The 12,212-nt window shown below is 36.5% G+C and carries 11 protein-coding genes; 9 read left to right on the top strand and 2 right to left on the bottom strand.

The genetic code is table 11. The features are described from left to right. The first annotated feature begins 127 nt into the window (after positions 1–127). The 9 genes from EV282_RS08745 to EV282_RS08705 all read left to right on the top strand — a co-directional run bounded on the left by EV282_RS08745 (position 128) and on the right by EV282_RS08705 (position 9,274). Positions 128–1,804, top strand: a complete 1,677-nt coding sequence (locus tag EV282_RS08745) for a DUF6044 family protein (protein ID WP_130295459.1) — start codon at positions 128–130, stop codon at positions 1,802–1,804. A gap of 19 nt (positions 1,805–1,823) precedes the next feature. Continuing rightward, positions 1,824–2,861: a glycosyltransferase family 2 protein gene (locus EV282_RS08740; protein WP_130295457.1), complete on the top strand. Its 1,038-nt coding sequence runs from the start codon at positions 1,824–1,826 to the stop codon at positions 2,859–2,861. Beyond that, positions 2,815–3,243: a GtrA family protein gene (locus EV282_RS08735; RefSeq protein WP_130295455.1), complete on the top strand. Its 429-nt coding sequence runs from the start codon at positions 2,815–2,817 to the stop codon at positions 3,241–3,243. The genes EV282_RS08740 and EV282_RS08735 overlap by 47 nt, the downstream gene beginning before the upstream one ends. A 7-nt stretch (positions 3,244–3,250) precedes the next feature. After that, positions 3,251–3,826, top strand: a complete 576-nt coding sequence (locus tag EV282_RS08730; RefSeq protein WP_130295454.1) for a hypothetical protein — start codon at positions 3,251–3,253, stop codon at positions 3,824–3,826. Positions 3,827–3,993: 167 nt separating this feature from the next. Next, positions 3,994–5,556, top strand: coding sequence for a phosphodiester glycosidase family protein (locus tag EV282_RS08725; RefSeq protein ID WP_130295452.1), 1,563 nt, complete (start codon positions 3,994–3,996; stop codon positions 5,554–5,556). Positions 5,557–5,585: 29 nt separating this feature from the next. Continuing rightward, positions 5,586–6,521 (top strand): DUF6454 family protein, encoded by a 936-nt coding sequence (locus EV282_RS08720; protein WP_130295450.1) that lies wholly within the window; start codon positions 5,586–5,588, stop codon positions 6,519–6,521. A gap of 127 nt (positions 6,522–6,648) precedes the next feature. Next, positions 6,649–7,413, top strand: coding sequence for a MerR family transcriptional regulator (locus tag EV282_RS08715; RefSeq protein ID WP_130295449.1), 765 nt, complete (start codon positions 6,649–6,651; stop codon positions 7,411–7,413). A 111-nt stretch (positions 7,414–7,524) separates the two neighbouring features. Beyond that, positions 7,525–8,712, top strand: coding sequence for an alanyl-tRNA editing protein (locus EV282_RS08710; protein ID WP_130295448.1), 1,188 nt, complete (start codon positions 7,525–7,527; stop codon positions 8,710–8,712). Between the two features lie 34 nt (positions 8,713–8,746). Beyond that, a complete protein-coding gene (locus EV282_RS08705) occupies positions 8,747–9,274 on the top strand; it encodes an AAA family ATPase (protein ID WP_130295446.1) in 528 nt (175 codons plus the stop codon). Between the two features lie 157 nt (positions 9,275–9,431). Here EV282_RS08705 and EV282_RS08700 read toward each other — a convergent pair whose 3' ends face one another. Beyond that, positions 9,432–10,835 (bottom strand): hypothetical protein, encoded by a 1,404-nt coding sequence (locus EV282_RS08700; protein ID WP_130295445.1) that lies wholly within the window; start codon positions 10,833–10,835, stop codon positions 9,432–9,434. A 173-nt stretch (positions 10,836–11,008) separates the two neighbouring features. After that, positions 11,009–12,031, bottom strand: coding sequence for an acyltransferase (locus tag EV282_RS08695; protein ID WP_130295443.1), 1,023 nt, complete (start codon positions 12,029–12,031; stop codon positions 11,009–11,011). Positions 12,032–12,212 lie beyond the last annotated feature (181 nt).

Raw genomic sequence — 12,212 nt, 5'->3', positions numbered from 1 at the left:
TCTATTACGATCATTCAATTCCGGGCACTTATTTAAGTGTCTTTTTTTATTGAGTACATATAGGGTATACAATATTTTTTTTATGTTAAACCTGAATACGACTCTATTTTAGTGATGGGGTGTCCTTATGGCGTTTAAAAATATTGCTTCAAATGAACAAAAGCTGCTGTACATTGCGCTCTCAATCATTCTTCTCTATTTATCTCCTTTATTCATTTTAGGAGAAAATGCACATATTCGTGTACATGATAACCTTGATTCAAACCTTGCCTGGTATAAAGTTTTAAAGGAAAGCGGGCATATGTTTGGCGGGGTAAATTCAACAATTCCTCAGATCATTAATGGACTTCCCAGGAATGCACTCGGAACAGAGTTTAGCGGCATCGTCTGGCTTCACGCAATATTTCCGACAATGATTGCTTATGCGATCAGTCAAAGCATAACGAGGTTTTTTGCCTTTTTAGGCATGTATTTATTATTTAAAAAACACTTCTTGCATGAGAAAAAGTATACATTGATCACCATTGGAGCTGCTCTTGCTTTTGCTCTCACTCCATTTTGGCCATCCGGGATGTTGAGTACTCTTGGCATGCCATTAGCATTATGGGCTTTCTTAAATATTCGGAAAGGTGAAAAAGGGTGGAAGAACTACTTAGTCCTTGGTCTTTTGCCATTTTATTCGAGTTTTGTTTTAGGTTTTTTCTTCTTTTTATTTGCCATGGGTATTTTTTGGATTTCGGATGTACTGCGTAAAAAAGCCTGGAACTGGCCGTTCTTTCTTTCGATTTTGTTTATGACTTCCATTTTTATGTTAGTCGAATATCGATTAGTGTACTCGTTTATTTATGACGATGACCCGAATACAAGAGACGAGTATTTTCATGCAAGATTGCCTTTTTGGTGGGTCACCAGGCTTACATTTAAGAACTTTGTACTTGGACATACTCATGTAATGACTGTTCATGGTTTGTTTGTTTTGCTGGTTACCATACTAGCTTTCATAGTTGTCATTTGGAAAAAGCTTTGGCAGAAAGAAAAAGTCTTCGTTTTCCTCTTAGTACTAAATTTTGCACTATCTGCATGGTATGCGTTTTGGTTCTATAAAGGCTGGCTTCCGTTAACCGAAAGATTTCACTTTATGGATACATTTAATTTCGCGAGGTTTCACTTTTTACGTCCTTTAGTGATCTATATGGGCTTTGCTTTAGGTCTTAAAATTATTTGGGACCATAAAGCACTTAAGTATACAATTCCGTATTTTATCTTAGGACAGATTGTCTTGTTATGTTTATTTAACGACGAGTTGATTTATCGTAAAAAACCTACGGTAAAAGAATTTTATGCAGAAGAACTCTTCCAAGACATTGAAAAGTATATTAACCGTCCACTCGATAGCTACAGGGTCGCAAGTATCGGCATACATCCAGCCATCGCACAATACAACGGATTCTACACTTTGGATACCTATAACAATTTCTATCCATTAACATACAAATACGCTTTTCGGGAAATAATGGATAAAGAATTAGCAAAAAACAAACGGCTGCGTACCTACTATGATGAGTGGGGAGGACGCTGTTACATATTTACAGATCAGCTAGGAAAGCATTATATGTTCAAAAAGAATTCCAGTAAAACGCTAAAGAACGTTGAGTTAAATATGGGACCTTTTAAGGAGCTTGGCGGGGAATATATTTTTTCTGCCCTTCCTATAGAGAATGCTGCTGAAATAAAGCTGGAGTTAGAGGATGTTTTTGAATCCGATACGGCCGCATGGAAAATCTATTTATATAAAGCAATGTAATCAGCCAGGAGGTACTTACATGAAACAGCCCGCTTTAACAATTGTTGTTCCTTGCTACAACGAGGAAGAAGTATTGCCGATTACGATAGATGCCCTTGATATTCTGCTTAAAAGAATGATATCTGAGGAACTGATATCTGATGATAGCAAGCTATTATTTGTAGATGATGGCAGCAAGGATCAAACATGGGCCATTATTCATAAAGAAAGTTTAAGAAACGGAAATGTTAAGGGTTTAAAGCTTGCAGGAAATGTAGGACATCAAAACGCATTGCTTGCTGGACTTTTTACAGCAAAGGAAAGTTCAGACTGTGTTTTATCTATCGATGCAGATCTGCAAGATGATGTCTCAGTAATCCCTCAATTTATTGAGCAATTTAATAAAGGCTGTGATATTGTCTATGGCGTTAGAAAAAAGAGAGACTGCGATACATTTTTTAAAAGGAATACAGCTGAATTCTTTTATAAGTTCATGAACAGGATGGGTGTAAATCTAGTTTATAACCATGCAGATTTTCGACTGATGAGTAAAAGAGCTTTAATTGAATTGGAAAAGTTTGAGGAAGTAAATATGTTCTTAAGAGGGATTGTACCACTTATCGGTTTTAAGTCTTCTTCCGTCTATTATGAACGTAAGGAAAGACTGGCTGGAGAAACAAAGTATCCTCTCAAAAAGATGCTTTATTTTGCTTTTGATGGCATTACTTCATTTTCTGTAACTCCTATTCGTTTTGTCCTCCTGACAGGGTTGATTTCTTTTTTTGTAAGCTTATTGTTTGGCGTCTATTTCTTAGCCTTAAAGTTTATCGGAAATACCGAAACAGGTTGGACATCCCTAATTACATCCATTTGGCTGATCGGAGGGCTTCAGCTTATTGGGATCGGATTAATTGGCGAATATATCGGTAAAATCTATAAAGAATCCAAGAGGCGACCAAAGTATATCGTTGAAACTGATCCAAATCATCTTTCAAAACCGCTTCCTTTAAAAAATACACAGAGAGTTAAAGATGAATCATATAATCTCAACCTTCGAAAACTTCCTGAAACCAACTAATTCCTTTTTTAAGTTCGTCATTGTTGGAATAATAAATACATGTATTGGAATTTCCATAAGCTTTATTCTACTGAATGGATTTCATACTGGTTATTGGCCCTCAACTTTTATAGGCAATGCAGCAGGTGCTGTTGTTAGCTATATTTTGAATCGGAAATTCACATTTCAAAGTAAAACTTCTGTAGGTGTCAGCAGTATCCGTTTTTTGGCAGTCATTCTGATTTCTTATTTTGTGGCATATAGCTTGAGTTCTCAAATAATAAACGCTCTCGACCTTCAAATTCTTACAAATAAAGAATCATCTGTTTTATTGGGTGCTTGTTTATATACTTTCGCTAATTACATGGGGCAAAAATATTTTGTTTTTTACCCGTTGAGGTGACCTAACTATGAAACGAAAATTCCTTTTAATATTAAGTATTGCATATACCGTATTTATGGCTTACCTTTGTTTTTACTATTTCACAAAAGGTGAAACCCACAGCTATCAGGTTGCTTTTGGCGGTATCTTCTGTGGTCTTGTGCCATTAAGTTTAATTCTTTTTACAAAGATTAAATTTAATATGCCAATCATGCTTTCTTATTTTGCTTTTCTTTTCGCCTCACAATATTTAGGTTCCATCATAGGATTTTATCATCTTGGCTGGTGGGATACCTTTTTACACCTATTAAGCGGAGCTTTATTAGCATTTGTCGGAATAGCACTTTATGAACGTATGACACGCCAACATGCAAGGAGTGATATTTCATATTGGCTTGTATTTCTTTTCGTACTTTCCTTTTCAGTTTTTGGCGGGGTCGTATGGGAAATCTACGAGTTCAGTATGGATCAGATCTTTTCGATGACCTTACAGGGCGGAGGGAATTTCGATACGATGGTTGACCTTATTGCCGATACTGCTGGAGGCTTAGTAATCGCAGTCATTGCATCTGTAAGAACAAAAAGAAGGTTTAAAATGTCATAAAAACCAAATCAATTATCCAAACCACTGTTGGGAAACAGTGGTTTTTTTTGTGTTTAAATTTAAATGTTGGCTATGTCATTGTTTTTTAACAAACTAAAAACGCTACATTTACTTAATCTTAATAACGATTTAGTAAGGTAAGGAAGACACTTACAAAGGAGGATTCAATGAAAAAATTAAAAAAAGCTTCAAATATAACTCTATCAGTACTAATGATGCTTACTATCACATCTTTTGCAGAAAATGACTCAATAGTAAAAACTGCAGAAGCTGATACACAATCACTATTTAAAGATATTGAATATCAAAACTCTCAAAAATTACAAAAAGGTATAAAATATTCTCGTATTGTTTACGGAAAAACAAGTCAGGAAGCGGACTACATGGTAAACATAGATTTTCTTACTGAAAAAGAAGAAGCGAACAAATTGAGAGAAGAACTAGCATCTCTAGGCTATTCTTCCTTTATAAAAACCATTAACGAAAGAGCTCAAGATGATCCAGAACATACGCCACTCGGATATTTAGTAAGAATTGGTCCTTACCAAGAAGAGTCAAAAGCTAAAATCATAAAGGAAGAACTGCTGTCAAAAGGCTATAAGGATACTAAGGTTATTTTTACTGAGGAAGACGGGGAACCTACCACAGGGCCTTGGACCGTTAATGTTCTTGAAATTGATCCTAACACGTTTAAAGGACAAATCTCTCCCATTATTTCAAATGATAAAATTCCTGAAAAAGAAACACTGACTAGTATGTCTAAGAGAACAAATGCAATCGGCGGAATAAATGGCGGATATTTTGTGATGGGGCAAAAAGATGGAACAGAAGGTGATCTTGCAGGTGTATCAATGGTAGATGGCCAGCTTTCTAGTGAAGCTGTGAATGGTCGTTCAAGTTTTATTATTAATGATGAAAACAATGCTTCTATATCTACTGTAAGTACAAAGGTTCAATTAATATCGTCTGATGGTGATAAAAAAGAAATTGACGGACTAAACCGAGCACCTGGATTGATTAGAGGATGCGGCGGGATCGGAGATAATGAAACAAATCTGCCTAAACATGATTTCACTTGTACAGATCCAAGTGAACTGATTGAATTTTCCTCACGTTTTGGGATAAAAACTCCTTCAGGAGATGGTGCTGAAGCCGTAATTAATAACAAAGGAATAGTTACTGATATTAGGGAATCCAGAGGAGGCACGATTCCTTTTGGCAGTACAGTTGTAGCTGGTACAGTTGAAAACGCTGACTGGATAAAAGAACATTTAACAACTGATGAAATAGTACAAGTTAAGAAAAAGGTCCTTGCAAATGATTCGGAATTTTCGATTGATAAAGGGACAGGAATTATTAATGGCGGACCACGGCTACTAAAAAACGGCAAAATTGATATTCCTTCAACTGCAGAAGGATTTCACCAGCCTGATAATCCAGAATTCTTTTATCAATTCGGTCAAAGACGTCATCCTCGAACAGTTGCAGGAATAAAAGGTGATGGAACAATCCTTTTAGTTACGATTGATGGCAGAAAACCTGGTTATAGTGTAGGAGCTAACTTTAAAGAAAGTGCCCAGCTTCTTAAATCTCTAGGGGCAGTTGATGCATTAAATCTTGACGGTGGAGGTTCTACTACTATGACAGTGCATCAAAAAATGGTAAGCTCTCCGTCTGATTCTACCGGTGAACGGCCTATCGGTGACGGTATATTGTTATTACCACAATAAAGATAATGAATGAAGGAGAGGAAAATATTATGAAAAAAATAATGCTCACATTAGCCGCAGCTGCCACGATTGGCTCAGTTACCACGGCATATGCAAATCCTGATGTTCTCCAAATAAGTTCAGACGGAAAACACTATGAAGAAAGATTTAAAGAGCTTTCCCGTGAAACAGCGTGGGAAGAAAAAGAAAAGGTTGATTTGCAGTTTAACACCTATCATCCTCAAGGAATGACCAAGATTGGGAACTTATTCTACATGTCTTCTGTTGAAATCATAGAAAAACCAGTAAAATACGATCAGCCTCGTGAGGGTTATGACCGTACTCCAGGAAAAGGAATCGGCCACCTTTTCGTATTCAATAAAGAAGGAAAGCTTTTAAAAGATATTGAACTTGGTGAAGGGAATATGTACCATCCTGGAGGTATTGCTTTTGATGGAGAGTCAATTTGGGTTTCTGTTGCCGAATATCGACCAGACAGTGAATCCATTATATATAAAGTTGATCCTAAAACAATGAAATCAAAGGAAATGTTTAGAACGAATGATCACATCGGTGGAATATTACGCGACGTTAAGAAAGGAAACCTCAAGGCAGTAAGCTGGGGTTCAAGAACATTTTATGAGTTTGATCAAAATGGCAAAGTTGTAAACAAATCCAAGAATCCCAGTCACTTTATTGATTATCAGGATTGTGAGGATACCGGAAAGGAAAATATGATTTGCAGCGGAATTACAGAACTTCCTCAGAGCGGAACTAATTCTGAAAAATTTGAATTAGGTGGATTAGCTTTATTAAATAAGAAAACCATGAGAATCGAACACGAACTTCCAATTTCGCTATTTTCAGCTCAAGGACACACCGTTACTCGTAATCCTGTTTATTTAGAAAAAAGTGATCAAGCATTTAACTTATATGCTGTACCAGATGATGACAAGTCTTCAATGCTAGTATATGAAACAAAATAAATATATTAAAGTACTATATCCAAAACACTTTGAGAACTTCAAAGTGTTTCTTATTATAAATAAACAAAAAACCATTGACCTTCACGCAACGTAAAGGTTTAAAGTAGAATTGTCAGGAGGTGAGCACATGGAATACACCGTACAGAAGCTGGGCTTGCTAGCTGGTGTCAGTACTCGTACATTACGTTATTATGATGAGATTGGAATTCTTAAGCCGGCAAGAATCAACTCATCGGGATATCGCATATATGGGCAGACAGAAGTTGATAAGCTCCAGCAGATCCTATTTTACAAGGAACTTGGAATCCATTTAGACAAAATAAAAGATATCGTCAACTCTCCTTCTTTTGATGCTGCAGCTGCTCTAAGCGAACACCGTGAACAGCTCCTCGACAAACGATTACAATTAGATAAGTTAATCGCTAATGTGGAAAAAACGATTGCTTCTAACGAAGGGAGAATTACGATGAAAGATAAAGAAAAATTTGAAGGCTTCAAACAAAAAATGGTGCAAGATAATGAAAACAAATACGGAAAAGAAATCCGCGAGAAATATGGTGACGATGTGGTCAACAAATCCAATGAGAAAGTTCTAAACATGACTCAAAGTGAACATGACGAAGTAACTAAACTCAGTGTAGATCTGCTTACAACATTAGCTGAAGCATTCAAAACTGGAGATCCAGCTGGTAAGCTGGCTCAAAAAGCCGCTGAATTGCACAAGCAATGGTTAACCTTTTATTGGAATGAATACAGCAATGAAGCACATGCAGGACTTGCACAGATGTACGTGGATGACGAAAGGTTTACCGCTTATTATGATAAAGATCAGCCAGGAACAGCAAAATTTCTAAGAGATGCTATTTACATTTATACAGGCATGAAGCAGTAATTGAAATGGGGAAGGTATTTAATTTTAAGAGATGACCTTGGTTATCTCTTTTTTATTTTATCAATAGATAGTTTACACTGAACAAAGAGACTTAGAAGGAGATGGCAAATCATGACGAAAAAAATATACTACTCTTCACCATATACAAAAGAATGGGAAACAATCATTAATAAAACCTTTATAAAGGAAGATAAATATTTTGTGATCTTAGAAGAAACCGCTTTTTATCCAACTGGTGGAGGACAGCCTCACGACACTGGAACGATAAACGGTATTGAGGTTCTTGATGTATTCACTGATGAATTTGGTGAGATCGTACATATGACAGAAAGGCTGCCAGATACAATACAAGCATTCTGTTCTTTGAACTGGAGAAGAAGGTTCGAACACATGCAGCATCACAGCGGACAGCACTTATTGTCAGCAGTATGTTACACACTTTTTAACGCAAAGACTGTTAGTTTTCACCTTGGTCAAGACAATGTAACAATTGATCTTGAAATATCTGAACTTAACCATTCACAAATGGAGAAGATCGAACAAATCGCCAATGAGGAGATCTATCATAATAAATCAATACATACTTATTATGTTACAAGTGAGAAATTAGCTAAAATCCCTCTTCTAAAAATGCCAAAAGTAACAGAAAATATTCGAATTGTAGAGATTGAAGGTATAGAGTACAACGCATGTGGCGGAACTCACGTTTTAAGAACCGGCGAGATTGGAATTATAAAGCTAATAAAAGCCGAAAAACAAAAAGGAATGGTAAGACTCTTTTTCAAATGTGGGTTACGGGCACTTCAAGAACTCAATGAAGGACAGCAAATATTAGGAATGATAGCGGCAAAATTTAATACAGGACGGAAGGAAGTTATTGACCGGATTGATAAGTGGGAAGAGGAAAAGAAAAGGTTGGAATCAGAACTTTCAAAAGCCAAAGATGAAAATAATGCCTACCTCGCAAAAGAACTTCTTTTAAAGAAAGAAGAAGATTTTCTTTTCCATGTTTTTGAAGACAAAACCTTAAATGAGATAAAAGACCTCGCCATAATGATGGCAAATGACCATAATTTATTTATACTATTTGCTTCATCCTTGGAAAATAAGGCAGTGGCCGTTCACAACGGAACTAAAAACGTTTCATGCGGAAAATTTTTAAAAGAACACCTGGGGTCATTTAACGGAAGAGGTGGAGGCAGCGATAAATCTGCACAAGCTAGTTTTCCAACTCTTGAAGATACATTGAATTTTATTGATGCAAGTCGCCGGGAATTATTAAAAAATATATTGGATTAAACAAATAAAAGGAACAGTAAGGGTGGTATTTTAAATGTTTGAAAAATTTAATTTTGACATCATTTATCATGAACGAGATGAAATCACCCCTTTAGTAGTAATGATGTGCGGTGTAGCTGGTTCTGGCAAAACTACGTTCGCACAACAATTAGAAAAAGAAGGATTTGTTCGACTTTCTATTGATGAAGAAATATGGGCTACCAATGGTCGTTATGGAATTGATTTTCCAATTGAAAAGATGGATGAATATAAGAAAGTTGCAGAAAGTAAATTGTGCAATCGTCTCGTTAAATTGATCCACGATAAGCAACAGGTGGTAATTGACTTCAGTTTTTGGGATAAAGTAAGAAGAGACCACTATAAACAGCTTATCGAAAAGTCAGGAGGTAAATGGAAACTCATATATTTGAAAGTTTATCCTGATGATCTGCGTGCTCGGCTGAAGATACGAAATAAACGTTTTGATGCAAATGCGTTCCCTATAACAGAAGAACTTTTAACTTCCTACCTTAATGGGTTTGAAATACCAAAAGGGGAAGGAGAAATTGTGGTCGAAAATTAGGCTTATCAGATACTTACTGTTGAGACTTACTCCAAAGTAATAATACTTTCTCTATTCTTAATGGAATAAAGGGATGAGAAAAAGACCAGACACAAGAATCTGGTCTTTTTTCTCTTCCAAAAGAGAGTCCGTTAAGTTAATTGCCTGGGTTTATTTATCATATTAAAAATATCGCGACAATGGTTGTAACTGCTAACCCGATTGTAACAGGCTTCAGATTTCTTCTTGCAAGCTCAAATGGGTCTACACCGCAAATTGCAGCTGCTGGAATTAATGCCCATGGCACCAACGTTCCACCTCCAACCCATATTGCGGCAATCTGTCCTAAGGCTGTTAAAGTTGCCGCACCAGCTCCGATTGCTGTGCCAAAGATATTGGCTACAGAACCAGCTAACGAAATCCCAGAGAAACCTGACCCGTCCAGTCCTGTGATCGCACCGACTGCAGTTAATGTAAGAGCTCCTATCTCCTTACTTAATGGTACGACTGAAGCAAGCGCTAGGCCAAGATCGTTTACGATACCTTGTGAAGTTTTCGGTAAGAATTCACCAATAATCTTCGTAAATCCTGAGTCACCTAAATAAAAGAATGCAGCAATGGGTATTACAGGGCCGAAGACTTTGAAACCAAATTGAAATCCGTCAATCATGTAGGAAGTCGTTTTCTCAAGTCCCTTATTTTTATGGCTGACCATTGTGATTAGTAAAAGAATAAAAACAGATGTTCCGCCAATTAACGCTGTCGCATCTCCGCCTTGAAGCTTTAGGATGGACATTGCTGCAACATCAAGTGCAAACATGACTGGGATAAATAGAGCAAAGAATTTTTTCTGACCCTCAGATAAAAGATTCTTTTTTTGTTCAGTCGCAAGTTCTTTTACCGATTCATCTGTCACTCCAGTGGCCGACGTAAGTTTTCCAGTTTTCATATCCCGCTTTAAAAAATAGAAAGCAGCGACTGTTGTAACTAACCCCATTACAAAAACAAGCGGAATGCTGGCACTGATGACTTCGCTTACCGGAAGCCCCGCTGCATCAGCAGTTAATTTAGGAGCTGCTTGAATAATAAAATCACCCGATAAAGCTATACCGTGCCCAAATAGGTTCATAGCCATTGCTACCCCAAGTGCGGGCAAACCTACTCGTATGGCTACCGGTAGTAGAACTGCACCCATAAGCGCCACCGCAGGCGACGGCCAGAAAAACCAAGAGATCACCATCATTAATATCCCAATAGTCCAATAAGCAAGTGCAGGTGTGCGGATCAGCTTAGAAAATGGCGATATCATCACATCGTTAATACCTGTTGTAGTTAGGGTTCTGCTCATAGCAACGATAATAGAAATAACAAGTATTGTTGGAAGAAGCTCTGTAATAGCATAGATAAAACTATTAAATATACTACTGATCGAACCGCTTAACGAACCAGTTGCTGCTATCGCAATTAAGAAAATACCTACGATGCAAATTAGAGTCGTATCACGTCTTTTAACCATAAAACCAATGATTAAGCCTATAAAAACTACATAAATCCAATGCAGCGCTGTTAATTCAACGCCCATTATAATACCTCCCCTGTGAACGGGTTATTAGCCCTTTCGTAATGTAATACAGAATATGTTGGGAAGGGGAAGTGGTGAGAGTGATTAGAAGAAGCTTATTGATGATTTAGACGGTAGAACGCTGTTGCTAGACATCAAGCCTTTGGGTTCTGGCTCTCAGCTTTCGTAATTTATTATTCTTTCAATTCCTTTTTAACGATCTGAAGAGATTGATAGGTGTAATACGAAATAAAAAATATAAGAAGGGTATAAAATACGTTCCAGATGAAATTCTCAGATAGCAGCTGTTTAATGTCTAAATATTTTAACACGTTATTTATCAGGTCTAAGAAAAATACATGGATAATATAGATGCCAAGCGCGTTACCGCCAACTTTTGTAATCCACATTCCTTTACCAACCTTTTTATTATTCAAAGCAAAAAAGAAAAGAAAAGCAGTAACAAGAATGGTTGAAAAAAAGTATTCACCATGGCTGCCATCTAACACTTTATCTAACAAATATCCCTCCATTACTTGAATGACAGTACAGATAATCGCTAGACCGAGATAGGTTATCCCGGTTATTTTTCTTATTTTTTTAAAATGTATGTTAACTGCGAAAACCACTCCTAATGTTGTATAAAACAAACCAAAGAAAAGAGCATCGCGTGTAGTGCTGACAGGCAGATCAAAGAACATCGTATATGCCTGCCCTAACAGACCAATTAAGTTCAAAATGATACTTAGGACAAACAGAATACTTATCTTTTTAAATCTAATGAATATATAAACAATGATGGTACTCCATATTAACGCCGTTAGGAACCAAAGCTGATACCCGCTTGTTCCTTTGCCGTAATAAAATACATTTAATAACGTAAATTTATCAAAGTATTTATTAAGGTCTTCCTGAATATCGTTGCTCTTAAGAAGGATCAGCAGAACATCATATATAGCATAAAAGATCAGCCAGACGAAATAAATTTTCGACAGCTTCTTTACATAGCCTTTCAAATAGTAAAAGGATGCATCCTTTTGTATCATTTTCTGAGCAAAGAAATAACCTGACGCAGCAAAGAAAAAGGGGACAGCGAACCTGGCAATGTTATCAATCATAAAATAGCCGGTAAAGCCATCTAACGGAAAAATATGTATGATAACGACTGCTAAAATGGCAAAAAACTTAATAAAGTCTATCGAATAAATTCGTTCCATTCATTTAATCCCTCCTACTGCTGACGATGAACATTATCATTATTCACCAAACCTCTTGTATTCAAAATGCTTACAATCAAATTAAATAGAAATAGTGACACAATTTAGCAGTTACTGTAAAATAATGACTATCATAATTTTATAATTTCGAAGAGATAACCCATTGTTATCTCTTTTCTTT

The sequence above is a fragment of the Fictibacillus sp. BK138 genome, from assembly GCF_004216955.1.
GTDB lineage: Bacteria > Bacillota > Bacilli > Bacillales > Fictibacillaceae > Fictibacillus.
This window is presented reverse-complemented; position numbering and strand designations above follow the sequence as displayed.

Coding starts and splice junctions, on each gene's coding strand:
- EV282_RS08720 (WP_130295450.1), top strand. CDS start 5,586: ATGAAAAAAATAATGCTCACATTAGCCGCAGCTGCCACGATTGGCTCA.
- EV282_RS08740 (WP_130295457.1), top strand. CDS start 1,824: ATGAAACAGCCCGCTTTAACAATTGTTGTTCCTTGCTACAACGAGGAA.
- EV282_RS08730 (WP_130295454.1), top strand. CDS start 3,251: ATGAAACGAAAATTCCTTTTAATATTAAGTATTGCATATACCGTATTT.
- EV282_RS08725 (WP_130295452.1), top strand. CDS start 3,994: ATGAAAAAATTAAAAAAAGCTTCAAATATAACTCTATCAGTACTAATG.
- EV282_RS08735 (WP_130295455.1), top strand. CDS start 2,815: ATGAATCATATAATCTCAACCTTCGAAAACTTCCTGAAACCAACTAAT.
- EV282_RS08745 (WP_130295459.1), top strand. CDS start 128: ATGGCGTTTAAAAATATTGCTTCAAATGAACAAAAGCTGCTGTACATT.
- EV282_RS08700 (WP_130295445.1), bottom strand. CDS start 10,835: ATGGGCGTTGAATTAACAGCGCTGCATTGGATTTATGTAGTTTTTATA.
- EV282_RS08715 (WP_130295449.1), top strand. CDS start 6,649: ATGGAATACACCGTACAGAAGCTGGGCTTGCTAGCTGGTGTCAGTACT.
- EV282_RS08695 (WP_130295443.1), bottom strand. CDS start 12,031: ATGGAACGAATTTATTCGATAGACTTTATTAAGTTTTTTGCCATTTTA.
- EV282_RS08710 (WP_130295448.1), top strand. CDS start 7,525: ATGACGAAAAAAATATACTACTCTTCACCATATACAAAAGAATGGGAA.
- EV282_RS08705 (WP_130295446.1), top strand. CDS start 8,747: ATGTTTGAAAAATTTAATTTTGACATCATTTATCATGAACGAGATGAA.